Consider the following 23,564-nt stretch of genomic DNA (forward strand, 5'->3'; position numbering starts at 1 on the left):
GTCCGTCATCGATGACGGGGTGCGCGGAAGGGGCAGGGGCCCGGAAGCCGGGCCCGGCCGGGGACAGGATAGACCTTCGGACAGGGAGGCTCCCGATAGTCTCGGGGGCGACGCCCCGGGTCGCAGCGGCCCTGTCTCGGCTGCCGCGAAAGGACCGCGCACCGAGGAGGGGGCGAGGCACGGACTCGGGTCCCAGGAGGAATCGGCACATGTTCGCACAGGAGCGGCAGGCGGAGATCGCCGAGCTGGTCAGCACATCCCGTCGGGTCAGCGGCGCCGACCTGTCCCGGCGATTCGATGTGGCCATGGAGACCGTGCGCCGGGATCTGGCCGCGCTCGAGGCCGCGGGCAGGCTGCGTCGAGTGCACGGCGGGGCGGTCTCCCTCGACCGGCCGGCCTCCGTCGAGGCAGCGATCGCAGGGCGCGAGGCGCCGAAGTCCCCGGCCAAGCGGCGCATCGCCGCGGCTGCCGTGCGCCTGCTCGAGGCCGAGGGCGCGGTCACCGTCGTCCTGGACGCGGGCACCACGGTGGAGGCGGTGGCCGATGAGCTCGCGAACTGGCGGTCCGATGACTCCGAGCAGCCGCTGCAGGTGCTGACCCACGCGCTGCACGTGGCCGGGCGGCTGGCCGATCACCCGGACATCGAGCTCGACATGGTCGGCGGCGCTGTGCGCAAGCTCACCTGGGCGGCCGCCGGAGCCCGGACCGCCGGGCACTACTCCGACCACCGGGTGGACCTGGCGATCCTGGGCTGCTCGGGGGTCTCGGAGGGCTTCGGATTCTCCACGCCGCACGCGCCTGAGGCCGCGGTCAAGGCGGCGATCGCAGGGGCCGCCCGCCGGGTGGTCGTGGTCTGCGACGCCGAGAAGCACGGCCACGAGACGTTCTCGCGCTACGCCCATCTGAGCGAGATCGACGTCATGATCACCGACGCCGAGCCGCCGTCAGGGCTCGCCCGCGCCCTGGAGCGCGCCGGTGTGGAGATCGTCATCGCCTGAAGGACGCGCAGGGGCGGTGCCGGGGTCCGAGCAGGGATCACCCGGTACGGTGGGAGGCCGAGACCCCTGTCCGCGAGCCCGGGCGGCGCGGGCCTGCTGTCGGCCCCCGTCCCGTCCTCGACGAGACAGCCCCCGAGCGATCGTCCCGGGGCATGACCCGAAAGGAGCACCGTGCGCGCTTTCACCGCACGCTTCGCCACGACCCAGGAGATCGACGCCTGGGATGAGCATGTGCAGTCCAACCCGCGCGGAGGGGACCTGCTGCAGGCGTCCTCGTACGCCGACGTCAAGAAGGATCACGGCTGGCGGCCCGTGCACCTGGTCCACGAGCCGCGCGACGGATCGCAGCCGGTGTTCACGCTCGTGCTCGAGAAGGTCGTTCCGGGGCTGGGCAGCCTCTGGTACATGGCCAAGGGCCCGTCGGTCGAGGCCGGCGAGGACGTGGTCGGCTTCGCCGAGGCTACGAAGGAGCTGATCCGCCGCAAGCGCCTGGGCGTCTTCATGGTCAAGATGGAGCCGGTGCTGCTGGATGACCCCGAGCTCACGTCCACCCTGGAGGACGCCGGCCTGGTGCGTTCCTTCCCGATCCAGTCCAACGACTCGACCGCGCTGCTGGACACCGACCGCAGCGAGGACGAGGTCTTCAAGGCCCTGCACTCCCGCGGCCGCAACGCGGTGCGCCGCGCGATCCGGGAGGAGGCGCGCGTCGAGCGCGTGCCCGTCACGGAGGAAAACATGCAGGCCATGTTCGGGCTGATGCAGACCATCGGACAGGGCCACGCCAGCGTCATGCTGCGTCCGTACGAGTACTACCAGCGGTTCTGGACGAACTTCGACCAGGCCGGGCAGGGACGCCTGTACTTCGCCTACGAGGACGGCGAGCCCTCCGTCGGCGCCTTCGTGGTGGCCTTCGGGAGGCACGGCTTCTACAAGGACGGCGGGTCGAAGCCCCGGCGCAAGCAGTACGGCGATTCGCACCTGGTGCAGTGGACCGCGCTGACGGATCTCATGAAGGACCACGGGATCATCGACTACGACTTCGTGGGCACCCCGCCCAAGGACCGGGTCAAGGACAAGGAGCACCCGTTCCACGGGCTGGGGCTGTTCAAGACGTCGTTCACCAAGACCGTCATCGACTACACCGGCGTGTGGGATCAGCAGATCTCCCCCTGCCGGGCCCGCCTGTGGAACACCGTGATCGAGAAGGTCATGCGACGGCTGTGGGTCCGCTCCCGCAACGAGGCGTTCTACTGAGCCGACGACCGGCCCCCTGCCCGGCCTGCCCGGGTGCCCGTGACGGATGACGCCGCACGGCGGCATCCGGCGCGATGCATGTCGGAACACACCATGGAGGAGAGTCCGCGGTGCCCCCAGCCACGCTCACCGGTTCCCTGACCAGCCTGACGGACGCATCCGAGCCGTCGGCTCTGCAGCCCTTCGGCCAGGGGGTCCGCCCCGGCTCCTATCCGAGCTCGGGATGGACGGACCTCGAGCAGCTGCCCGCGGATCCCTTCGGGCCGGACGCCCAGCTGAGCCTGCAGCAGTGGCTCAGCGACGAGGACCTGGCGCCGATCCGGCCCACCGAGGCCCAGGCCGGACGCGCCCAGGCCCTGGCGGACGGTCAGCTCGGCGATGTGCTGGCACCGCGCGTCGAGGCGCTTCCAGTGCTCACGACCGAGGCCATCGAGCGCGACCGGCTGCAGCGGCAGTCGCCCGCCCAGACCGTCCCGATCGCCACGACGAGCCGTCGGCGCGCCTCACAGGAGTCCACGGGCCCGGTCTCGCGCCCGGACACCTCGATGCTGCCGGCCGTCGAGCCGACGGATCTCGGCAGCCAGCCGACCACGCAGATGCAGACGGCGGCCTACCCGTCGTCGAGCTCCGCAGCGACGGCACCGCAGCCGCGGCGCTCGCGTCGCGTGCTCGAGTCGATCATGAAGCGCGACGCAGGGATGACCGCCGCCATGCCCATGGTCGAGCGGCTTACGGCCAGCCCGTTCGCGGGCCTGCGCCGGTACGCGAGCTCGGACGACCGAGAGGCCCGGCGCACCCTGAATTTCGCCCTGCGCCTGGCGGAGACGATGTTCCACTACGGCGCCGACGCACTGGACGTCGAGAACGCGGTCGTGGCCGTGTGCGCGACCTACGGCGTGGAGAACATCGAGGTCGACATCACCAACCAGTCGGTCACGATCAACTACGTCGCAGACGTCTCCGGCCTCGATGCCTCCGCGACCCGCGAGGACGTGTTCAACCACGCCGACACCACGAGCCACACCGTCATGCGCGTGGTGCGCTCGTCGTCGGACAACTACTCCGGTCTGGCGGACACGCACCGGCTGGTCACGGAGATCAGCCGAGGGAGGATGTCGCGCGAGGAGGCCCGCGAGCGGCTCCAGGCCATCAACTCCCGGCCCAAGCCCTTCCCCAACTGGGTGGTCTCCCTGGCCACCATGGCTGCGGCATTCGCCATCACCCTGGGCATCGGCGGCGGCCTCACGGGCGCCACGATCTCGATGCTCTCGGCCGGCATGGTGGGCAAGATCGGGGCCGTGATGGGCCGACGCCGCGTGCCGGAGTTCTTCACCATGGTGGTCTCGGCCTTCGTCATCACCGTCATGGCGCTGCTGGGCTCCCAGATCGGCATCGAGATGTCGCCCCCGAAGGTGATCGCGGCCGGTCTGATCATGCTGATGCCCACCACCAGGTTCATGTCGACCATGCACGACGCGATCTCGGGCTTCCCCGTCACGGCCGCAGGGCGCGCGCTGTCCACGGGCATGGCCTTCGCAGGGATCGTCGCGGGGATCTACACGGGCATCGCGGTCATGGGGCTGATGGGCCAGGGAGGGCTGGACATCTCCCAGACGCAGTTCGAGCCGGCGGCGCCCTACCTCAACATCATCTGCATGACGCTGGCAGCCGGGCTGATCGCGATCAGCCTGCAGGCCTCGGCGCGGCACCTGCTGCCCGCCATGGTCGCCGGGCTCGGTGGCCTGCTGGCCTATCACCTGGTGGGGTGGGTCGGACTCGACGCGCGCCTGCAGGTGGTCTTCGGGGCCACGATGACGGGCGTGATCGGCGCCTACATCGCCGGGCGGCACCGCATCCCGTCGCTGGTGCTCGCGGTGCCGGGCATGACGTTCCTGCTGCCCGGGCTGTCGGTCTTCCGCGGCATGTACGCAGTGACGATCGAGGCCGAGACCACGGGCCACGGCGTCGTGTCGCTGGTGACGGCCATGACCACGATCCTGTCGATGGCCGCCGGGCTGGTCCTGGGCCAGCTGCTGATGCGCCCGTTCGTGCTCTCGGAGGACGCCCGGATCGGCATGCGTCGCAACCGCCGCCGCTGACTGACCGACCCCGCCTGCGCAGACGACGACGGCCGCGCACCCTCGCATGAGCAGGTGCGCGGCCGTCGTGCTGTGCGAGGGGAAGGGGATCAGACCTTGCCGACCGGGGTCTTCTTCTCGGCCTGGAAGGCGTCCTCGTCGCGGCCGCGGGCCCAGTAGCCCGACAGCGAGACCTGCGCCCGTTCCAGGCCGTGCTCCTCGAACAGGACGGGTCGGAGGGCCTTCATGGCCTCGCGCTCGCCGTGGGCGAAGACCTGGATGCCGTCCGTCGTGCCGGGCCACTGCGCCGTGCGCGCGGCCTCGACCAGGGCGGGGAAGCCGGCGGGGGCCTCGGCGCGGTGGATCCAGCGCAGGCTCCAGCCCGAGGGCACCTGGATGTCCAGGTGGTGATCGGCGTCCTGGACCTCGAGCAGGATCTCTCCGCGGGCGTCCTCCGGCATGGCCTCGACGTTGGCGAGCACCGCGGGGATCGCGGCCTCGTCGCCGAGCATGAGGCTCCAGGAGGCCTGTGGGTCGGGGATCCACTTGCCGCCGGGACCCACAGCGACGATCGTGTCGCCGGGCTGCGCTCCGGCCGCCCACGGCCCGGCCCAGCCGGAGTCGCCGTGCAGCGCGACGTCGATCCACAGCTGCCCGGCCTCGAGGTCCACGTGGCGCAGCGTCATGTGCCGGGTCACGGGAAGGTGCTCGCGCGGAAGCGTCTCGCGCAGGCTCCAGTAGTCGGGATGATCTCCCAGGCCCAGCTCGGGATCGAAGAACACGAGCTTGCAGTACTTCTCCGGCGGCTCGATGTCCCGGAAGGAGCTCGGATCGCCGATCGAGGCCACGATGCGCACCATCGACGGGGAGAGCTCCAGGCGCTGCACGACGGTCAGGTCGATCTGCGCCTTCGGCGGCTTTGCGGGAGCGGGCTGGTGCTGGGCGGGGTCGTCAGTCATGAGGCTCACCTTACCGACCAGTCGATCGGAGCCGCCCCCTGCTCCTCGAGCAGACGGTTGACCTGGGAGAACGGCCGCGAACCGAAGAAGCCGCGGGAGGCGGACAGGGGAGAGGGGTGCGTGGACTCCACGGTCGGGGCCGGGGCGAGCCAGGGGGCGCACTGGCGTGCGGGGCGCCCCCACAGCAGGCCCACGAGCGGGCCGCCGCGGGCCGCCAGGGCCCGGACCGCGCATTCGGTGACGGCCTCCCACCCCTTGCCGTGGTGGGAGGCAGGCACTCCGTCGCGCACCGTGAGGCACCTGTTGAGCAGCATGACGCCCTGGCGGCTCCATGCGCTGAGGTCCCCGTTCTCGGCCGGGGCGATCCCCAGGTCGTCGTGCAGCTCGCGGTAGATGTTCTGCAGGGACCGCGGCAGGGGGCGGACGTCCGGGCGCACCGAGAACGACAGCCCCATGGCGTGGCCCGGGGTGGGGTACGGGTCCTGGCCCAGGATCAGCACGCGGACCTCGGCCATCGGCTCCTGGAAGGCCCGCAGGATCTCCGGGCCCGGCGGGAAGGTGCGCTGGCCCTGCGCATGCTCCTGGCGCAGGAAGTCGCCCATCCCGTGGATCGCGTCCTCCACGGGGCGCAGGGCCTCGGCCCAGTCCTCGGCCATGATCTCGGCGAGCTCGGGGCGGTCTGCGGAATCGGTGCTGGTCATGCGGACCACTCTAGGGACCGCCGCCCACGACGCCGGGGGGCGCCCCGCTGCGCTGTCGTGGCCGCGTTCTACAGTGGCGGCATGAGCGAGTCGAGCATGCCCACCGATCAGCGTCCCCTCGCCCTCGTCACCGGTGCCACCGGCGGCATCGGCCGGGCGGTCGTCGAGTCCCTGGCGGTCGATCACCGGGTCCTGGCCGTGGGCCGCGATGAGCACGCCCTGGCGCAGCTGCCGGAGGGGGCCGAGCCCGTGCGCGCCGAGCTCACGGACTTCCAGGCCCTGCCCGAGCTCGTGGACGGGCTCGAGCGGCTTGATGTCCTGGTCCACTGCGCCGCCCTGGGCCACCGGCTCTCGGTCGAGGACTCCCGCCCCCAGGACTGGCAGGCGCAGCTGGAGCTCAACGTCATGGTCCCCGCCGAGCTGACCCGGCTGGCCCTGCCCGCGCTGCGCCGCGCGCAGGGAACCGTGGTGCTCGTGAACTCCGGCGCCGGCTTCACCGCCAGCGGCGGCAACGCGGTCTACGCGGCCTCCAAGTTCGCGCTGAGGGCGCTGGCGGACTCGCTGCGCCAGGAGCTCGAACCGGACCTCGTGCGGGTGGCCTCGGTGCACCCCGGCCCCACGGACACCGAGATGCTGCGGGGGATCCACGACTCGATCGGGAAGCAGCACCGCCCGGAGGAGTACATCCTCCCCGAGTCGGTGGGCCGGGCCGTGCGTGCGGTCGTAGATGCCTCCCCGGATGTGCAGCTCACCTCGGTCTCGGTGCGCCCGCGCCAGGAGCAGCGCTGATGGGCGCGCAGGCGGGGGAGCTGGACGAGCAGCAGCGGGCGATCCTCGACCTGGAGAAGCGGCGCTTCAAGTACCAGGGGGCCAAGGAGCGGGCCATCGGCGCGCAGCTCGGGATGCCCGTGACGGAGTACTACCAGCGGCTCAACGCGCTGCTGGACACGGAGGCCGCCTGGGCGGCCGAGCCCGTCCTGGTGCGGCGGCTGCGCGAGCTGAGGGACTCGTGAGCGCGGTCCCGGCGGCTCGTCGCGGCGCATGAACGGGCTCCCGGATGGAAGGATGGGGCGCATGAGCGAACAGCCCCCGTGGTCCGATCCCGACCTGCATCCCCGCGACGTCTTCGACGACGTCCCGGAGGGCGGCCCTCGGCAGGGCGCGCACCGGCCCCGGGAGGCCGCAGCCCCCAAGACACCCGGGAGCCTGAAGGCCATGGTCATCGTGGGCTCCCTCGGCCTGCTGCTGGGCGCCTGCGCCTACGTCTTCTCGACCGTGAACCAGGACCGCGGCTCGAGCGCCGTCCAGGGCTCCGAGGACCAGGTCGCCGAGGATCCGAGCGGGTCGGCCGGGGCGGAGGACGGGGCGAGCGCCTCCGCCGCTCCCGAGGACGCCGAGCAGGTGGGCATCTTCAACGCCACCGACCTCGACGGCGTGGCCGGCGCTGCCAGTGAGGACCTCACGGCGCTGGACTGGGAGGTCATCGCCACCGGCAACTGGGGCATGCCCGTGGACGAGAGCGTGGTCTACTACGCGAGCGACGGCGTCACCGGGGACACCGAGGAGCAGGCCCGGCTCGTGGCCGATGCCCTGGGGATCGAGCAGGTCCAGGCCGACGACGCCATCGCCTATCCGCTGGTGGCAGTGATCGGAGACGACCTCGGCGAGGAGCTGGTGGGCGCAGGCCAGGAGCAGTCCTCCGCGCAGGGCGCCGCCGAGCTCCCGCAGGAAGGCGCCGGCGCCCAGGCGCTGGCGGCCGATCCGGCGGAGGCCCTCCGATGAGCGCGGCGGGGAACTCGCGCGCTGTCGAGCCGCTGGCCGTCGAGGGCCGGCGCGTGCGCCTGCGCGACTGGCGCGCCGATGACCTCCCCGTCTACGAGCGGTGGATCATGCCCCCGCCCGGCGGCGGCGAGCACGAGTGGCAGCGCACGGACGGGCCCTTCTACCCCAACTTCACCGCAGAATCGGCCCAGCGCTGGCTCGGTAAGCTGACGGAGCGGGTGCGCCAGGGCGACTGGCCCGCAGTGCGCGACACCGCGGTGATCGCCGAGCAGGGCACCGACCGGTTCCTGGGGCAGGTCTCCTGGTATCACGCGGAGGCCCCCACGGAGGATCCGGGTACGGGCACGCATCTGCTGCCGCTGCACTCGATCGGCGTGGCGATCTACCCGCCGGAGTACTGGTCCGGCGGGTACGGCTCGGAGGCCCTGCGCCTGTGGGTCGACCTGCTGTTCCGGACCAGCGGCGCCGACCGCGTCGACCTGGAGACCTGGAGCGGCAATCGCGGCATGTGCCGGGTGGCCCGGAAGCTCGGCTTCACCGAGGAGGCGCGGATCCGCAGGGCTCGGAAGGTGGCGGGGGAGCACTACGACCGGATGATCTACGGCATTCTGCGCGAGGAGTGGGAGCAGGTGCCGTGGCACGGGGCGTCCGCCCACGGTGAACCCTGAGCCGAACGCGCTCAGGGGTTTGCACTCGCAGGGGCCGAGTGCCAATAATGGACTTGGCACTCAGTCGAGCAGACTGCCAGCCGGCCCCGCTGCGGTCGGCGCAGCCGCTCGACCACGCAGTGGAAGCCACCGCCTCTCTGAGGGGCAGGCTCGGCGGGCAGATCCCGCAGGAGCCGGCGCCCCGTCCGTCGCGGGCAGCGGGTCGGTGGGAGTCAGACTGAACGTCCAGGAGGGACGAACACATGGCAAAGCTCATCGCATTCGACGAGGAGGCCCGCCGCGGTCTCGAGCGCGGCCTCAACACCCTGGCTGACGCCGTCAAGGTCACGCTCGGCCCGCGCGGCCGCAACGTCGTCCTGGAGAAGTCCTGGGGCGCTCCCACGATCACCAACGACGGCGTGTCCATCGCCAAGGAGATCGAGCTCGAGGACCCCTACGAGAAGATCGGCGCCGAGCTCGTCAAGGAGGTCGCCAAGAAGACCGATGACGTCGCCGGCGACGGCACCACCACCGCCACCGTGCTCGCCCAGGCGCTCGTGCGCGAGGGTCTGCGCAACGTGGCCGCCGGTGCTGACCCGCTCTCGCTCAAGCGCGGCATCGAGAAGGCCGTCGAGGCCGTCACCGCCGAGCTGCTCAGCTCCGCCAAGGAGATCGAGACCGAGGAGCAGATCGCGGCCACCGCGTCCATCTCGGCCGCGGATCCGGAGATCGGCCGCCTCATCGCCCAGGCCATGGAGAAGGTCGGCAAGGAGGGCGTGATCACGGTCGAGGAGTCCAACACCTTCGGGCTGGACCTCGAGCTGACCGAGGGCATGCGCTTCGACAAGGGCTACCTCTCCGGCTACTTCGTCACGGACGCCGACCGCCAGGAGGCCGTCCTCGAGGATCCCTACATCCTCATCGTCAACTCGAAGATCTCGGCCGTGAAGGATCTCGTCCCGGTCCTGGAGAAGGTCATCCAGTCGGGCAAGCCGCTGATGATCATCGCCGAGGACGTCGAGGGCGAGGCGCTGGCCATGCTGGTGCTGAACAAGATGCGCGGCTCCGTGAAGTCCGTGGCCGTCAAGGCTCCGGGCTTCGGCGACCGCCGCAAGGCCCAGCTGGCGGACATCGCCATCCTGACCGGCGGCCAGGTCATCACCGAGGAGGTCGGCCTCTCGCTCGAGACCGCCACCCTGGACCTGCTGGGCACCGCCCGCAAGGTCGTCGTGACCAAGGACGAGACCACCATCGTCGACGGCGCCGGCTCCGCCGAGGAGATCGAGGGCCGCGTGGCCCAGATCCGCGCCGAGATCGAGAACTCGGACTCGGACTACGACCGCGAGAAGCTGCAGGAGCGCCTGGCCAAGCTGGCCGGCGGCGTCGCCGTGCTGAAGGCCGGCGCGGCCACCGAGGTCGAGCTCAAGGAGCGCAAGCACCGCATCGAGGACGCTGTGCGCAACGCCAAGGCCGCTGTGGAGGAGGGCATCGTCGCCGGCGGCGGCGTCGCCCTGATCCAGGCCGGCGAGACCGCCTTCGGCCAGCTGCAGCTCAGCGGCGACGAGGCCACCGGCGCGAACATCGTGAAGGTCGCCATCGACGCTCCGCTCAAGCAGATCGCCTTCAACGCCGGGCTCGAGCCGGGCGTCGTGGCGGCCAAGGTGCGCGGCCTCGAGAAGGGCTGGGGCCTCAACGCGGCCACCGGCGAGTACGAGGACCTCTTGGCCGCGGGCATCAACGACCCGGTCAAGGTCACCCGCTCCGCCCTGCAGAACGCCGGCTCGATCGCCGGTCTGTTCCTCACCACCGAGGCCGTCGTGGCGGACAAGCCGGAGCCGGCCGGTGCCGGCGGCGGCGAGGACCCCATGGGCGGCATGGGCGGCATGATGTGATGACGCCTCGGCGTCATCGCTGAGCGCAGCCCAGCGAGTTCGACGGGCCCCGTCTCCCACCTCGGGAGGCGGGGCCCGTCGTCATGTCCGGGGGTGGACCCGACGAGCGTCTGCGCTGCCGGCCGGTGCCGCAGGCGTCCCAGGGCCCGGTGCGACCGGCCTGCCGACGGGAGCCTGTCGGGGCAGCCCGAGCCGCGGCGCCGGACGGGGCTGTGCTGTCGGTGGGACGTGCCACAGTGTGCGGCATGACGATCATCGCTGCCGCCGACGGCTCCGCCCTGGGCAATCCCGGCCCGGCCGGCTGGGCCTGGTACATCGACGACTCCAACTGGCGCAGCGGGGGCTGGCCGCATGGCACGAACAACATGGGCGAGCTCCAGGCCGTGCTGGACCTGCTCGAGTCCACGCAGGAGCTCGGCGAGCCCCTGCGGGTGCTGTGCGACAGCCAGTACGTGATCAACTCGATCACCAAGTGGATGAAGGGCTGGAAGAAGAAGGGCTGGAAGAAGAGCGACGGCAAGCCGGTGCTCAACGTCGAGCTCATGAAGGCGCTGGACGCCGCCATGCAGGGCCGGGACGTGACCTTCGAATGGGTCAAGGGCCACGCGGGCCACGAGCTGAACGAGGCCGCCGACGCCCGAGCCAACGCCGCCGCCAAGGCCTTTCAGGCCGGCCGCGCGCCGGAGGAGGGGCCGGGGCTGGCGCTGGGCTCGGACGCGGCCGCGGCCTCAGCTGCTGCGGCGCCGGCAGGCCCTGCGGCTTCTGCCGAGCCCGCGGCCGCCACGGGCGCCGCAGCGGGGGACCAGGCCGGTCCCGCAGGCAGCGGCGCAGCCGATCCCCGTGCGGAGGCAGAGGAGCAGGTGGGGGACCCGGATCCCGATCTGCTCTCGAGCCTGGAGGACCAGTCGGAGGACCTGGCCGCCGCTCCGAGCCCCGCGCAGGAGGTCTTCGGCCTGGAGCGCGGACGCATCCGCGAGGGCCTGCCGTCCGCGACCCTCCACCCGGAGGCGGTGCTCATCGACTCGGACGGGCGCCCCGGCGATCCCGCGAGCGTCTCCCGGGGCGATGACTCCGCCGACCTGCATCTGGTGGACCTGCTGGCCCTGAGCGGGCGCGCTGTGCAGACCACGATCCATGTCCTGGGCTCCACGGGCTCGGCGGTGCACACCGCGCTGTGGACGCGCGAGGACTCCCGCAGCGAACTGGGACAATGGCTGCTGCGCCACCTCCAGGTGACGCTCGAGTCCTGAACAGCCCCGCGGCGCACCTGCCGGCGGCGGGGTCCCTGCCCTTCCCCGTCTCAGGAGCCCCGTCCGCATGAGCTCACCGTCCGCCCAGGCCTCGCCCTCGCCGCTGCAGCGCCAGTCCGTGCTGTGGAGCCTGCGCTCGCCGCGAGCCCTGCGCACCGAGCTGCTGGCGGGACTCGTCGTGGGCCTGGCGCTGATCCCGGAGGCGATCGCCTTCTCCGTGATCGCCGGGGTCGATCCGCGGGCGGGGCTCTTCGCCTCCTTCACCATGGCGGTGACCATCTCGATCGTCGGCGGCCGACCCGCCATGATCTCGGCGGCCACCGGTGCCGTCGCCCTGGTCGTCGCGCCCCTGGTGGCCTCCCACGGGGTCGAGCACCTGATCGCATGCGTGATCCTCGCCGGGATCCTGCAGGTGCTCCTGGCGCTGGTCGGACTGCCCAAGCTCATGCGCTTCGTGCCGCGGCAGGTCATGGTGGGCTTCGTCAACGGGCTGGCGATCATCGTCTTCACGTCCCAGCTCCCCGAGCTGCTCGGCGTGCCGTGGATGGTCTACCCGCTCGTGGCCCTGGGCCTGCTGATCACCTTCGGTCTGCCGCGGCTGAGCCGGGCGGTGCCGTCCCCGCTCGCGGCGGTAGTCGTGGTGACCCTCCTGGCGGTGCTGGCCTCGATCGCCGTGCCGACCGTGGGGGACAAGGGCGAGCTGCCGCGCGAGCTGCCGGTACTGGGACTGCCGGAGGTCCCCTGGACGTTCGAGACGCTGCAGGTGATCTTCCCGTACGCCCTGTCCATGGCGGTCGTGGGGCTGCTCGAGTCGCTGCTGACCGCCAAGCTGGTGGACGACATCACCGACACCCCGTCCTCCAAGACCCGCGAGACCTGGGGGCAGGGCGCTGCGAACATCGTGACGGGGCTCTTCGGCGGGATGGGGGGCTGCGCGGTGATCGGGCAGACCATGATGAACGTCAACGCCTCGGGCGCCCGCACGCGGATCTCCACGGCCTCGGCGGGCATCTTCCTGCTGGTGCTCGTGATCGCACTGGGAGACGTCGTGGCCGTGATCCCCATGGCCGCACTCGCCGCGGTGATGATCTACGTGGCGCTGACCTCGTTCGACTGGCACAGCATCCACCCGCGTACCCTTCGCACGCTGCCGCGCAGCGAGGTCGCGGTCATGGTCATCACGACCGTGGTCATCGTGGTCTCGCACAATCTTGCGATCGGCGTGGGCGCCGGAGTGCTGGCTGCCATGGTCCTGTTCAGCCGCCGCGTGGCCCACACCGTGCGCGTCCACCGCTTCCCGGGCCGGGTGGGCGAGGACCTCGTCACCACGGCCCCCAGCGAGGACATGGTCACCTACGTGGTGGACGGCGAGCTGTTCTTCGCCTCCTCGAACGACCTCTACACGCAGTTCGGCTACGCCCGGGACCCGCAGCACGTGCGCATCGACCTGAGCCGGGCGCACATCTGGGATGCCTCCACGGTCGCCGCGCTGGATTCGATCCGGGAGAAGTACGACCGCCACGGCGTGCAGGTGGAGATCGTGGGCCTGGATCGGCTCAGCTCCGGGCTGCACGACCGGCTGACCCGCCGTCCCCGCGGCTGAGCTGACGCCCCCGCGACCGAGGCGTCGTCTCTCTGCCCGGCCGGCGGCCGCGAGGACCTCTCGGGCCATGCTCGCCCTCGGAAGCGGCCTGCGCCGGTCGCTCTGCGAGCCGTGGACGGACCCTCAGCTGTGCGAGGAGCCGCCGCTGCGGTCGTCGCGCGGTGCCCCGGGATCTGGGCCGGACAGATCCGGCAGCTCGCCGGTCTCGTCGATGATGCTGGGATCGTCCTCGTCGATCTCGGGGATCGGAGGCAGGCCGTCGTCGCCGAACGGGGCGTCGTCTCGGGTCTCGCGTCCAGCAGTGCCTGCTTCGGCATCTGCGGCGCGGGCGGGCTGAGCCTGCTCGGCCGGCGACGCCCCCGCAGCCGTCGAGGCGCGAGCGGAATCTCCCGCCTCGAAGCCGTCGGCATCGGACGCGCCGGCACCGGTGGCCTCGGCTGCCGAACCGGGCTCGACCGGGGAGTCTCCGGCCGAGGGCACTGTCGTCTCGCCGCGGCGGGCGGCACGGCGCATCCGACGACCGCTCGAGGCGGAAGCGGGACCGGATTCCTCGGCGGCCTGGCGCTGCCGTTCGAGCTGCTCCTCGGTGGGTGCGCTGCGCCGCCTGGAGGGGGTCCACGCACCGCGCGAGAACCAGGTCCCCGACTCCCCGCGGGAGGCCCTGGGAGCCTCAGCGCCGCTGGAGCGCAGGGCCTGGTCCGCGGGGTCGTCGGCGTCGGCCGCGCGCTCGATCGCGGCCTCGGCGGACTCTCCGCCGGGCAGGGTGACCACGAATGTCGCGCCGCCGCCGGGGGTCTCCTCGAGGGTGACCACTCCGCCGTGCTGGCCCACCACCGAGGCCACGATCGACAGGCCCAGCCCGGTGCCGCCGGTCTCGCGGGTGCGGGAGGTGTCCGCGCGGTAGAAGCGCTCGAAGATCCGAGTGCGGTCGGGGCCCTTGATGCCGGGACCGTGGTCGCGGATCTTCAGCTGCGCCAACCAGGTCGGCGCGGACTCGTCATCCGGGACGGCGGGCTGCTGCTCCTGCGGCACGGCGTCGAACGAGGGGTTCTCCACGATGATCTCGAGGTCTGTTCCCTGCGGCGTGTAGCGCACGGCGTTGGTCATCAGGTTGACCACGACCTGGCGCAGACGGGCGTCATCGCCGCGGGTCCACACCGGCGCGGCGGCGCTGTCGTCCGGGCCGAGCACCGTGATGCGGCGATCCGGCCAGGCCGCCGCGAAGTCGGCGGCGGCATCGTGGGCCAGGACCAGCAGGTCGACGTCGGTGATCTCGAGGGCTCGGCCGTTGTCCACCCGGGCCAGCGAGAGGAGGTCCTCGACCAGCTGGGTCATGCGCGTGGCCTCGGATTCGATGCGCCCCATGGCCTGAGAGACCTTCTCGTCATCGTCCAGGGCGCCGTGGCGGTAGAGCTCGGAGTATCCGCGGATCGACACGAGAGGAGTGCGCAGCTCGTGGGAGGCATCGGCCACGAACTGGCGCAGCCGCTTCTCGGAGTGGGTCCGGGCGTCGAAGGCGTCCTCGATCTGCCCGAGCATGCGGTTCAGCGACATCGACAGCTGGCCGACCTCGGTCGCGGAGCTGTAGCCGGAGATGCGCTGGGACAGGTCGCCGGCGGCGATCGCGGCAGCGGTGGCCTCGACCCGCTTCAGCGGTGTGAACGCCCGCGTGATGAGGATCCAGCCGACCGTCAGGGCCACCAGGAGGGTGGCCACCCCGAAGCTCAGGGTCAGCAGCGTCACCGCCGAGATCATGCCGTTGGCCCAGCCCAGCGGCTCGGCCGTCACGACGGTGTAGTCCGAGTCGGCCTGGGGGGCTGCCACCACGCGCCAGGAGCCGTCCTCGCCGTCGGCGGAGCGCACCGTCATCCCGGACTGCTCCGTCTGCAGGACGAGCTCGCGGGTGAAGCTGGAGAGGTCCGGCTCGCCCGGGTCGACCGGGCCGGGGGCGGTGGAGCCCACCTGGGCGACGATCTCGCCGTCGGAGTCGAGCAGGTAGCCCCGCTTGGACACGTTGACGGTGGGCGATCCGATCATGTCCGACATCAGCGCGGTCGACACGGTGCCCAGCGACTCGCGCAGCTCGTTGTCGATCGAGTTGACGAGCGAGTCGCGCACCACGGAGATCGACACGAAGCTCGTCAGCAGGATCGACGGCATCAGCAGCAGGCCGGTGAGGACCATCAGCTGGGTCCGCAGCGACGACGAGCGCCACCACGCTGTGAGCTTCTCCACGGTTCAGACCTCCGTCGACGGCAGGCGGACGACGGTCATCTTGTCAGGACGACGGGCGGCGCCGCCGGAGGCGGACACCGCCCGGTGAGGGCTGCAGATGGGCTCAGCCGTTCTTGTGGGCCGTGCGCAGCAGGTATCCGACGCCGCGCTTGGTGTGGATCAGCGGGGGAAGATCCGGATCGTTGTCGATCTTGCGGCGCAAGTAGGAGATGTAGGACTCGACGATCGAGGCGTCTCCGTTGAAGTCGTACTCCCACACGTGATCCAGGATCTGGGCCTTGGACAGCACGCGGTTGGGATTGAGCATCAGATAGCGCAGCAGCTTGAACTCGGTGGGCGACAGATCGATCTCGCGCTCGCCGCGGAAGACCTCGTGGGCGTCGTCGTCGAGGACCAGGTCGTCCACGCGCAGGCGCGAGTCGTCCTCCTCGGCCGGGGCCGAGCGGCGCAGGACGGCGCGGATGCGGGCCACGACTTCGTCCAGGCTGAACGGCTTGGTGACGTAGTCGTCGCCGCCGACGGTCAGGCCCTGGACCTTGTCCTCGGTGTCGTCCTTGGCGGTCAGGAAGACGATGGGGAAGGTGCGGCCCTCGGCGCGCAGCTTCCGCGTGACGGCGAAGCCGTCCAGATCCGGGAGCATGACGTCCAGGACGGCCAGATCGGGGCTCTCCTCCTGGGCGCGGGTGATGGCATCGCGGCCATTGGCGGCGGTGACGACCTCGAAGCCCGCGAACTTCAGCGAGGTGGCGAGGAGTTCGAGGATGTTGGGCTCGTCGTCGACGACCAGGAGCTTTGCTTCAGGGTTGCTGTTGTTCACGCGACCCAGTGTCTCGGAGTCTCCTGGACATCCTCTGGATGCTTTGAGGACGTTTCATGGAAGTCGTGGGCCATGGGGCAGGGCTCAGCCCAGCTGCCCGCCGCTGCGCTCGAGGTAGCAGGAGGCGCACAGGGACTCGTAGGCCACCTCACCGTCGATCGCGACCTGCTCTCCGTCCAGCACCATGCCGCCGTCCGAGGTGCGGGCGTTGAACATCGCCTTGCGGCCGCAGCGGCAGATGGTCTTGAGCTCCTCGAGCGTGTGCGCGATCTCCATCAGCCTCCCCGAACCGGGGAAGGAGCGGGTGCGGAAGTCGCCGCGGATCCCGTAGGCCAGCACCGGCACGGAATCGAGCACGGCGATGCGCAGCAGGTCGTCCACCTGCTGCGGGCTCAGGAACTGGGCCTCGTCCACGAGCAGGCACGCCACGGGCGGGAGCTCGACGGTTGCCAGCAGGGCCTCCGGGTCGCGGCCCGCGGCGGCCTGGCGGAAGCGGGCGCGGACGTCGTCGTGGGGTCCGAGCAGGAGGTCGACGGAGCGGGCGAGGCCCAGCCTGGAGGTGATGGTGGACTCGCCCTTCGTGTCCACGGAGGGCTTGGCCAGCAGCACGCGCTGGTCGCGCTCCTCGTAGTTGAACGCCGCCTGCAGCAGTGCGGTGGACTTGCCGGAGTTCATGGCCCCGTAGCGGAAGTACAGCTTGGCCATCTCAGCTCCGGTGCAGCAGGGGCAGGCTCGTGCTCACGACGTCAGCTGCGGGCACGGCGGATCGCGTTGCGCACCAGCAGCACGAACAGCAGGACGACCGACAGCGGGAACGCGACCAGCGCGTAGCGGGTGAACCAGGGCCAGATCTCGCCGCCGCCCACGATCCACTTGGTGATCAGCATGGCGGCCATGGCCGCCCCGGAGCTCACCGCCAGCACGACCGTGGCCCAGGCCAGCGCATCCATGCCTCCGGGCTGCCTGCCGGCGGCGGAGGATGCGATGCCGGAACGGGCAGGGGGAATCGAAGGGGAGGACTCGGCGGGCATGGATCCAGGGTACAGCCGAGCCCGGCAGGGGCGCCGAGGCACCGTCTGGAGTACGATGGGACGTTCTGCCGGTCCCCGAGCAGAGCGCGCCCGCCGGGGCTCGAGCCGTCTGCTCGAGCAGCGGGCCGCCGCAGGGACCGCGCAGGCGGCGTGCCCTGTCCGGAAGGGATCTCCGCGGCCGAGCACGCACCCGGAACACCCCGCGAGGCCGCTGCCTCGCCACGAGAAGCAGAGGATGTGCACAGTGCCCACCGGCAAGGTGAAGTGGTTCAACCAGGAGAAGGGCTTCGGATTCCTGGCCGACGACAATGGCGGCGAGGTCTTCCTCCACGTCTCGGCGCTGCCCGAGGGCATGGACACCGTCGCGCCCGGGACCCGCATGGAGTTCGGCGTGGCCGAAGGCCGTCGCGGAGCCCAGGCCCTGCAGGCCACCGTGCTGGGCAGGACCCCGTCCGTGGCCCGGAACAATCGCATGCCGGCCGAGCAGATGGCCGAGATCAGCCAGGACCTGGTGACGCTGCTGGACGGGATCTCGGAGGGGCTGCAGCACGGCCGCTACCCGGATCGCGCCCACGGGCAGAAGATCGCCAAGATCCTGCGCACGGTCGCGGATAATCTGGACGCCTGAGACCTCCTGCGGCGGGCCGCTCGCGCCTGGTGCCTGCCCGCCGCAGGAGGCAGCACATGGAATACGACGACTAGGGGCATCGGTGACCGATCAGTCCACCACCACTCACGACCAGGGCCCCGAGCGCAGCCCGGACGTCCAGCTCGCCGCGCGCCGGGATCTCGCCCTGGCGGCTCTGCGCTCGATCGTGCCGGCCGATGAGATCGGCGAGGGCCACCGTGTGCGCGCCGACGGCGAGCTGCTGGTCACGCACCTCTTCCCGGCCACGGCCCGGGGCAGCCGCGGCTGGGAGTGGTACGTCACGCTGACCCGTGTGCCCGGCTCCGAGGAGGCCACGGTCTGCGAATCCGGCATGCTGCCCGGTGAGGACGCCCTCCTGGCCCCGGCCTGGGTCCCCTGGTCAGAGCGCGTGCTCGACAGCGACCACGACGAGGATCGAGAGGGCGAGCCTGGGGCCGAGCCCGACGAGACCGAGGAGTCCGACGGGTCGGAGGAGTCCGACACCGATGATGGCTCCGACCAGGAGGAGCCCGAGGACTCGGAGTCCGAGGACCAGGAGCGCCCCGACCCGCAGGAGCGGGACCCCGATCGCGACGCGGCCCAGGCCGACTCCCGTGATCACGGGCAGGACGGCTCGGAGCAGAGCCCGGGGATCGATCCCGCTCCGTGAGCGAGGCACCCGCGACCGGCGCGTTCCGGTCCCTGCGCGTGCCCAACTACCGCCGCTGGTACGCGGGCTCCCTGCTGTCGAACACCGGCACGTGGATGCAGCGCACGGCGCAGTCCTGGCTCGTGTTCGACGAGCTGACCGACCATGACGCGAGAGCCATGGGGCTGGTGCTCGCCCTGCAGTTCCTGCCGCAGCTGCTGATCTCGCCGTGGGCCGGGCTGCACGCCGACCGCGCGGACAGCCGCCGGGTCCTGCTGGTCACGCAGACGCTGATGGGCGTCCTGGCGCTGGGCCTGGGAGCGCTGGTGCTCTCCGGCGCGGTCACGCTGAGCTGGGTGATGGCCTTCGCCCTGGCCCTGGGCGTCACCACGACCTTCAGCGCCCCGGTGCGCCAGACCTTCGTGGCCAGCCTGGTCGGGGACCGCGACCTGTCCAATGCGGTGGCGCTGAACTCGACGGCCTTCAACGCGGCCCGTCTGCTCGGTCCGGCCGCCGCCGGGGTGCTCATCGCGCAGGTGGGCACGGGATGGGTCTTCCTGCTCAACAGCCTGACCTTCGCCGCCATGATCACCGCCATCCTTCGCCTGGATCAGGATCGGCTGCATCCACGGGAGCGCACGCCCAAGGGCCCCGGCCAGATCCGGGAGGGCTTCCGCTACGTCCGGCAGCGCCCGGATCTGCTGGCCGTGCTGCTCACCGTCTTCCTGCTGGGCACGCTCGGGCTGAACTACGCGATCTTCCTGGCGGCCATGACCGGCACGGTCTTCGGGCTCGGGTCCCAGGCGTTCGGCCTCCTGAACTCCGTGCTCGCGGTGGGGACCCTGCTGGGGGCTCTGCTGGCGGCGCGCCGTCCCCGCGCCAGGCTGAGGACGCTTTATGCCGGTGCGGCGATATTCGCGCTGAGCTCGCTGCTGGCCGCGCTGGCACCCACGCCGCTGCTGTTCGGCCTGTGCCTGATCCCGCTGGGCATGGCGTCGCTGACCATGACGACGACGGCCAACGCCTATGTCCAGACCATGACGGAGCCGCGCTTCCGCGGGCGGGTCATGAGCCTGTACACGGCGATCCTCATGGGCGGCACCCCGATCGGAGCGCCGCTGATCGGGTGGGTCATCGACACGGCCGGCCCGCGTTGGGGGCTGGGCGCCGCCGTCCTGGCAGGGGCTGCCGGGGCCTGCGTGGGCCTGCTCCACCGGCGGCGCCTGCGCGCCGAGCCGGGCGGCTGATCAGGGACTCAGAGCTGTTCGATCAGCGCGTCCAGGCAGGCCAGCAGCTTCTGGACGTCCGAGGGCTCGACCGCGGTGAAGGTGGCGATCCGCAGCTGGTTGCGGCCCAGCTTCCGGTACGGCTCCACATCCACGACGCCGTGGGCGCGCAGCGCCGAGCTGAGCACCGAGGCGTCGATGCTGTCGTCGAAGTCCACGGTCACGACTACGGGGGAGCGGTCCTCGACGGCTGCGGCGAAGGGCGCGGCATGGGGGTGCGCCTCGGCCCAGTCGTAGATCAGCCCGGAGCTGCGCGCCGTGCGCTCGGCGGCCCAGTCCATGCCGCCCTGGTCGTTGAGCCAGCGCACCTGCTCGTCGAGCATCACGAGCGTGGCAAGGGCCGGGGTGTTGTACGTCTGGTCCTTGCGCGAGTTCTCCAGGGCCGCCCCCAGGGACAGGAAGGCCGGTATCCAGCGCTCGGAGGCGGCCACGGACTCGATCCGCTCGATCGCCGCCGGCGAGAACGCGCCGAACCACAGCCCGCCGTCCGAGGCGAAGTTCTTCTGCGGCGAGAAGTAGTAGACGTCCGTCTCGGAGAGATCCACGGCCATGCCCCCGGCGGCCGAGGTGGCATCGACCACGACCAGCGGATCCGCCGCGCTGCGTGCCGGGGCCAGGCCCTCGGGGCGCACGACGGGGGCGGCCACGCCCGTGGAGGTCTCGTTCTGCGGCCAGGCGTAGACGTCGATCCCGTCTTCGAGCTGCACGGAGGTGCGCGTGCCGGGCTCCGCACGGCGGATCGACGACGGCTGCAGGAACGGGGCGCCGTCGGTGACCTCGGCGAACTTGGCGCCGAACTCCCCGAAGGCCGCGTGCTGTGCGCGCTCGCGCACCAGGCCCAGGGCCGCGGCATCCCAGAAGGCGGAGGCTCCGCCCATGCCCAGCAGGATCTCGTAGCCGTCAGGGACACGGAGGAACTCGCCCAGGCCCTCGCGAAGGCCGCCCACCAGGCCGCGCACCGGGGCCTGCCGGTGGGATGTGCCCATGAGCTGACGATGGGCTCGGGCGACCGCTCCCATCTGCTCCTCGCGGACCTTGGAGGGTCCGGCGCCGAAGCGCCCATCGACGGGCAGCAGGCTGTCGGGGATCGTGAGGCGGTCGGTCACGGGCGGTGCTCCTGGGACGAGGGATCGGGCGGAGGACCGGCAGGACCCTCCGTCCGGCCATTGTGCCGCACGGAGCCGATGCGCTGTCGGGGGATCTGCGTAGACTCCTGCGATGAACCGGCATGCGCCGCCCAGCCGCGGCCACGTCCCCAGATGTCTGCTCGCCCCCTGCTCAGGAGCTGTCACATGACCGAACTGATCGACACCACGGAGATGTACCTGCGCACGGTCCTCGAGCTCGAGGAGGAGGGGATCCCTCCCATGCGCGCCCGTATCGTGGAGCGCCTCGATCACTCCGGGCCCACCGTCTCCCAGACCGTCTCCCGCATGGAGCGCGACGGCCTGCTGACCGTGCAGCCGGATCGCCGGCTGGCCCTCACGGAGGCGGGGCGGGAGACCGCGGTCAAGGTCATGCGCAAGCACCGCCTGGCCGAGCGCCTGCTCGCCGACGTCATCGGCCTGGACCTCTCGGTCGTCCACGACGAGGCCTGCCGCTGGGAGCACGTCATGAGCGAGGCTGTGGAGGAGCGACTCGTGGATCTGCTGCACAACCCGCAGATCTCGCCCTACGGCATGCCGATCCCGGGCCTGGCGGGCCTGGGCGCGGCCTCGGAGGAGGCCGCTCACCAGGCTCTGCTGCAGCCGCTGCAGTCCCTTCCCGGCACCGACCAGATCCTCTCGGAGGCCGCCCCTAGCGAGCTCGGCGGGCGCTTCGTGCTCAGGGGCGTCCCGGAGGTCGTGCAGACGCATCCTGAGGTGCTGAGCCTCCTGGGTCGCTGCGGGCTGCTGGCCGGTGGACCGTTCGCGGCGCGCAAGGAGGAGAGCGGTGAGGTCGTCGTGCGGGCTCTGGAGCCTGCCGAGGGCGTGGAGGCGGAGGACATTCGCATCCCGGAGGCCTCCGCCCACTCCATCGTGGTGGGGCAGGGCTGAGCCGCCCGCTGCTGAAGCGCTTCTGACGGCACCGCCGGTGACACGATCGCCGGCGGTGCCGTCGTCTGCGCGGGTCGGTTGCGCACCCGCGGCTCCACAGGCGCATCCCTCAGCGGATCATGTCGCGGCAGAGGAGTGGTCCCCGCTGCTCAGCGCCCTCGGGAGTCTCAATGCGGCGAAGGGCAGCAGGCGCGCAGCGGCACGGGGCATAGCGTTCGAGGGCATCGCCGTCGTCGATGCCCGCCGCCGCGGCGGCCGCCGCACGCTTCCCGTGAGAGGTTCCGCCATGAACGCCGTCGCCCTCCGATCCGCCGATCCCGTCCGGGAGACATGGGCCTTCGACGCCCGTGACCTCGCAGGCCTGCGATCCGCTCCCGCTCTGCGACCCCTGGCAGGTCAGATCGAGCCCATGCTCTCGGCCCGGGCCATGCGCCCTTCAGGTGGAGCCGCGAGCCGGGTCCTCAGCGGTGGCCGCACGGTTCGGGCTCCCGCGCCGCTGGCGGGTGCTGCGGGGCTCGGGCTCGTGGGGGCGGCGCTTCTGGGAGCAGCCCCGGCGCAGGCCGCTGCGCTCGAGTTCCCCGCCTGGGTCACGGTCACCGGGACCGTCCCCGACGACGCCGGGCTGGATCGCGCGGCCGCCGAGGCCAACGACTGGACCTTCTCCTGGTCCACGGACGCCGACGGCGTGGTGAGCTTCGCCTACGCCGACGGCAGCCGCTCCACCTCGCTGGACCCCACGGCCCGCCATGCGGCCCAGCCCACGGCAGCAGACACCGCCGTCGGTGATCAGCTGGGCGTCCAGAGCCTCCAGGACACTCTGTGGGAGTCGGACCCCGCCCAGCCGGCGGCGGATCCCGGGCTCGACGACCTGGCCTCAGCGGCCACGGCCCCGTTCGAGCGCAGTCCGGGCGCCGAGACGCTCTCGGCAGGACCTCAGGCAGCCCTTGCGGCCCCTGCCGCTCCTGCTCATGCGCCGACGACCGAGCAGGCCACGACCAGCGCCGCGGACACAGGCGGCGGGGTCTCGGACGAGGAGATCCTGGCCACCGCTCGGCTCGGGCTCGGCGGGCAGTACGTCTGGGGCGGCACCGATTTCAAGGCCTGGGACTGCTCCGCGTTCGTGCAGTGGGTCTACGCGCAGCACGGCCTCGAGCTGCCGCGGGTCACGTGGGAGCAGTTCGCCGCCGCCGAGCCCACGGCGGACCCCCGCCCGGGCGACCTCGTCTCGCAGAACGGGGGATCGCACGTGGGGATCTACCTGGGCGGTGATCGGATGATCTCCGCCCTGAACCCCCAGCAGGGCACGATCGAGCACTCGGTGCACGACATGGCCCTGGACGGCTTCTACACCGTGCGCTGAGGCCACCGGCCGCGACGGCCCACCGCCTCGGCGCGGATAGGCTGGAGCCATGGCACAGGACCCTCGAGGACAGCAGCGACCCCCGGCGGACTACAGCGCGGCCGCGCGCACCGGCAGCGACCAGGAGTACACCTACCTGGCCGTGGGCATGGTGGCCGGAGCGGTCCCCGGAGTCATCGCGGGGCTGCTGGTGTCGCTGGCGATCGGGCACGCGGCCATGTGGGTCTCGGTCATCGGCGGCGTGGGCATCATCATCGGGCTCGTGACGGCCAGCATCCTGTGGCGCCGGCGCCGGACCCGTCTGCAGGCCGAGCAGGCAGGGCAGGCCCAGGGGCAGCAGCCTCCCAGGAGCTGAGCG

23 protein-coding genes are annotated in these 23,564 nt (G+C 71.6%); 16 read left to right on the forward strand and 7 right to left on the reverse strand.

All coding sequences use genetic code 11. The features are described 5' to 3' along the window. The first annotated feature begins 209 nt into the window (after positions 1-209). The 3 genes from QSJ40_RS03805 (at position 210) to QSJ40_RS03815 (ending at position 4,351) form a co-directional block, all read left to right on the forward strand. The gene (locus tag QSJ40_RS03805) at positions 210-998 is read left to right on the forward strand and encodes a DeoR/GlpR family DNA-binding transcription regulator (protein ID WP_285728962.1); all 789 of its coding nucleotides are present in this window, start codon (positions 210-212) and stop codon (positions 996-998) included. 171 nt (positions 999-1,169) lie between these two features. Beyond that, a complete protein-coding gene (locus tag QSJ40_RS03810; protein ID WP_285728963.1) occupies positions 1,170-2,252 on the forward strand; it encodes a lipid II:glycine glycyltransferase FemX in 1,083 nt (360 codons plus the stop codon). Between the two features lie 110 nt (positions 2,253-2,362). Then, positions 2,363-4,351, forward strand: coding sequence for a threonine/serine exporter family protein (locus tag QSJ40_RS03815; RefSeq protein ID WP_285728965.1), 1,989 nt, complete (start codon positions 2,363-2,365; stop codon positions 4,349-4,351). 89 nt (positions 4,352-4,440) lie between these two features. On the opposite strand, the gene QSJ40_RS03820 is transcribed toward QSJ40_RS03815, so the two are convergent. Both QSJ40_RS03820 and QSJ40_RS03825 read right to left on the reverse strand, forming a co-directional pair. Continuing rightward, on the reverse strand, positions 4,441-5,289 hold the full coding sequence (locus QSJ40_RS03820; RefSeq protein ID WP_259870279.1) for a siderophore-interacting protein: 849 nt from the start codon (positions 5,287-5,289) through the stop codon (positions 4,441-4,443). Positions 5,290-5,294: 5 nt separating this feature from the next. Continuing rightward, positions 5,295-5,990: a uracil-DNA glycosylase gene (locus tag QSJ40_RS03825; RefSeq protein WP_024289094.1), complete on the reverse strand. Its 696-nt coding sequence runs from the start codon at positions 5,988-5,990 to the stop codon at positions 5,295-5,297. Positions 5,991-6,071: 81 nt separating this feature from the next. On the opposite strand from QSJ40_RS03825, the gene QSJ40_RS03830 reads away from it, so the two are divergent. From QSJ40_RS03830 to QSJ40_RS03860, 7 genes are all read left to right on the forward strand, one after another. Continuing rightward, complete coding sequence (locus tag QSJ40_RS03830) at positions 6,072-6,779, forward strand: SDR family oxidoreductase (RefSeq protein WP_024289093.1); 708 nt, start codon at positions 6,072-6,074, stop codon at positions 6,777-6,779. Next, positions 6,779-7,003, forward strand: a complete 225-nt coding sequence (locus tag QSJ40_RS03835) for a DUF3263 domain-containing protein (protein WP_006215584.1) — start codon at positions 6,779-6,781, stop codon at positions 7,001-7,003. The genes QSJ40_RS03830 and QSJ40_RS03835 overlap by 1 nt, the downstream gene beginning before the upstream one ends. A 61-nt stretch (positions 7,004-7,064) precedes the next feature. Beyond that, entirely contained in the window at positions 7,065-7,772 is a 708-nt protein-coding gene (locus QSJ40_RS03840; protein ID WP_006215583.1) for a LytR C-terminal domain-containing protein, read from the forward strand. After that, on the forward strand, positions 7,769-8,440 hold the full coding sequence (locus QSJ40_RS03845) for a GNAT family N-acetyltransferase (protein WP_024289092.1): 672 nt from the start codon (positions 7,769-7,771) through the stop codon (positions 8,438-8,440). The genes QSJ40_RS03840 and QSJ40_RS03845 overlap by 4 nt, the downstream gene beginning before the upstream one ends. A 242-nt stretch (positions 8,441-8,682) precedes the next feature. Next, positions 8,683-10,311 (forward strand): chaperonin GroEL, encoded by a 1,629-nt coding sequence (groL, locus tag QSJ40_RS03850; protein ID WP_006215581.1) that lies wholly within the window; start codon positions 8,683-8,685, stop codon positions 10,309-10,311. Between the two features lie 245 nt (positions 10,312-10,556). Beyond that, the gene (locus QSJ40_RS03855) at positions 10,557-11,561 is read left to right on the forward strand and encodes a ribonuclease HI (protein WP_285728975.1); all 1,005 of its coding nucleotides are present in this window, start codon (positions 10,557-10,559) and stop codon (positions 11,559-11,561) included. Between the two features lie 67 nt (positions 11,562-11,628). Then, positions 11,629-13,164, forward strand: coding sequence for a SulP family inorganic anion transporter (locus QSJ40_RS03860; protein ID WP_285728977.1), 1,536 nt, complete (start codon positions 11,629-11,631; stop codon positions 13,162-13,164). 123 nt (positions 13,165-13,287) lie between these two features. On the opposite strand, the gene QSJ40_RS03865 is transcribed toward QSJ40_RS03860, so the two are convergent. The 4 genes from QSJ40_RS03865 to QSJ40_RS03880 all read right to left on the reverse strand — a co-directional run bounded on the left by QSJ40_RS03865 (position 13,288) and on the right by QSJ40_RS03880 (position 17,247). Beyond that, positions 13,288-15,399 carry an ATP-binding protein gene (locus QSJ40_RS03865; protein ID WP_352156018.1) on the reverse strand — a complete coding sequence of 704 codons (2,112 nt, stop codon included), beginning with the start codon at positions 15,397-15,399 and terminating at the stop codon, positions 13,288-13,290. A 103-nt stretch (positions 15,400-15,502) separates the two neighbouring features. Beyond that, positions 15,503-16,216 (reverse strand): response regulator transcription factor, encoded by a 714-nt coding sequence (locus QSJ40_RS03870; protein ID WP_006215577.1) that lies wholly within the window; start codon positions 16,214-16,216, stop codon positions 15,503-15,505. Between the two features lie 84 nt (positions 16,217-16,300). Continuing rightward, the gene (locus QSJ40_RS03875; protein ID WP_006215576.1) at positions 16,301-16,921 is read right to left on the reverse strand and encodes a thymidine kinase; all 621 of its coding nucleotides are present in this window, start codon (positions 16,919-16,921) and stop codon (positions 16,301-16,303) included. A 41-nt stretch (positions 16,922-16,962) separates the two neighbouring features. Further along, entirely contained in the window at positions 16,963-17,247 is a 285-nt protein-coding gene (locus QSJ40_RS03880; protein WP_285728981.1) for a hypothetical protein, read from the reverse strand. Between the two features lie 244 nt (positions 17,248-17,491). Between QSJ40_RS03880 and QSJ40_RS03885 the strand changes: the two genes are divergently transcribed. The 3 genes from QSJ40_RS03885 to QSJ40_RS03895 all read left to right on the forward strand — a co-directional run bounded on the left by QSJ40_RS03885 (position 17,492) and on the right by QSJ40_RS03895 (position 19,771). Then, a complete protein-coding gene (locus QSJ40_RS03885; protein WP_053446928.1) occupies positions 17,492-17,875 on the forward strand; it encodes a cold-shock protein in 384 nt (127 codons plus the stop codon). Between the two features lie 82 nt (positions 17,876-17,957). Then, positions 17,958-18,545 (forward strand): DUF3027 domain-containing protein, encoded by a 588-nt coding sequence (locus tag QSJ40_RS03890; RefSeq protein WP_006215573.1) that lies wholly within the window; start codon positions 17,958-17,960, stop codon positions 18,543-18,545. Continuing rightward, positions 18,542-19,771: an MFS transporter gene (locus QSJ40_RS03895; RefSeq protein WP_285728985.1), complete on the forward strand. Its 1,230-nt coding sequence runs from the start codon at positions 18,542-18,544 to the stop codon at positions 19,769-19,771. The genes QSJ40_RS03890 and QSJ40_RS03895 overlap by 4 nt, the downstream gene beginning before the upstream one ends. An 8-nt stretch (positions 19,772-19,779) precedes the next feature. On the opposite strand, the gene serC is transcribed toward QSJ40_RS03895, so the two are convergent. Continuing rightward, the gene (gene serC / locus QSJ40_RS03900; RefSeq protein WP_137802079.1) at positions 19,780-20,916 is read right to left on the reverse strand and encodes a phosphoserine transaminase; all 1,137 of its coding nucleotides are present in this window, start codon (positions 20,914-20,916) and stop codon (positions 19,780-19,782) included. Between the two features lie 186 nt (positions 20,917-21,102). On the opposite strand from serC, the gene QSJ40_RS03905 reads away from it, so the two are divergent. The 3 genes from QSJ40_RS03905 (at position 21,103) to QSJ40_RS03915 (ending at position 23,561) form a co-directional block, all read left to right on the forward strand. Further along, positions 21,103-21,846, forward strand: coding sequence for a metal-dependent transcriptional regulator (locus tag QSJ40_RS03905; RefSeq protein WP_006215570.1), 744 nt, complete (start codon positions 21,103-21,105; stop codon positions 21,844-21,846). 286 nt (positions 21,847-22,132) lie between these two features. Then, a complete protein-coding gene (locus QSJ40_RS03910) occupies positions 22,133-23,206 on the forward strand; it encodes a C40 family peptidase (RefSeq protein WP_241180358.1) in 1,074 nt (357 codons plus the stop codon). Between the two features lie 49 nt (positions 23,207-23,255). Further along, on the forward strand, positions 23,256-23,561 hold the full coding sequence (locus tag QSJ40_RS03915; RefSeq protein ID WP_006215568.1) for a hypothetical protein: 306 nt from the start codon (positions 23,256-23,258) through the stop codon (positions 23,559-23,561). The last annotated feature ends 3 nt before the right edge of the window (positions 23,562-23,564 follow it).

Source organism: Kocuria sp. NBRC 114282, assembly GCF_030268385.1.
GTDB lineage: Bacteria > Actinomycetota > Actinomycetes > Actinomycetales > Micrococcaceae > Kocuria > Kocuria palustris.

Coding starts and splice junctions, on each gene's coding strand:
- QSJ40_RS03805 (WP_285728962.1), top strand. CDS start 210: ATGTTCGCACAGGAGCGGCAGGCGGAGATCGCCGAGCTGGTCAGCACA.
- QSJ40_RS03820 (WP_259870279.1), bottom strand. CDS start 5,289: ATGACTGACGACCCCGCCCAGCACCAGCCCGCTCCCGCAAAGCCGCCG.
- QSJ40_RS03825 (WP_024289094.1), bottom strand. CDS start 5,990: ATGACCAGCACCGATTCCGCAGACCGCCCCGAGCTCGCCGAGATCATG.
- QSJ40_RS03830 (WP_024289093.1), top strand. CDS start 6,072: ATGAGCGAGTCGAGCATGCCCACCGATCAGCGTCCCCTCGCCCTCGTC.
- QSJ40_RS03835 (WP_006215584.1), top strand. CDS start 6,779: ATGGGCGCGCAGGCGGGGGAGCTGGACGAGCAGCAGCGGGCGATCCTC.
- QSJ40_RS03840 (WP_006215583.1), top strand. CDS start 7,065: ATGAGCGAACAGCCCCCGTGGTCCGATCCCGACCTGCATCCCCGCGAC.
- QSJ40_RS03845 (WP_024289092.1), top strand. CDS start 7,769: ATGAGCGCGGCGGGGAACTCGCGCGCTGTCGAGCCGCTGGCCGTCGAG.
- groL (WP_006215581.1), top strand. CDS start 8,683: ATGGCAAAGCTCATCGCATTCGACGAGGAGGCCCGCCGCGGTCTCGAG.
- QSJ40_RS03855 (WP_285728975.1), top strand. CDS start 10,557: ATGACGATCATCGCTGCCGCCGACGGCTCCGCCCTGGGCAATCCCGGC.
- QSJ40_RS03860 (WP_285728977.1), top strand. CDS start 11,629: ATGAGCTCACCGTCCGCCCAGGCCTCGCCCTCGCCGCTGCAGCGCCAG.
- QSJ40_RS03875 (WP_006215576.1), bottom strand. CDS start 16,921: ATGGCCAAGCTGTACTTCCGCTACGGGGCCATGAACTCCGGCAAGTCC.
- QSJ40_RS03880 (WP_285728981.1), bottom strand. CDS start 17,247: ATGCCCGCCGAGTCCTCCCCTTCGATTCCCCCTGCCCGTTCCGGCATC.
- QSJ40_RS03905 (WP_006215570.1), top strand. CDS start 21,103: ATGACCGAACTGATCGACACCACGGAGATGTACCTGCGCACGGTCCTC.
- QSJ40_RS03910 (WP_241180358.1), top strand. CDS start 22,133: ATGAACGCCGTCGCCCTCCGATCCGCCGATCCCGTCCGGGAGACATGG.
- QSJ40_RS03915 (WP_006215568.1), top strand. CDS start 23,256: ATGGCACAGGACCCTCGAGGACAGCAGCGACCCCCGGCGGACTACAGC.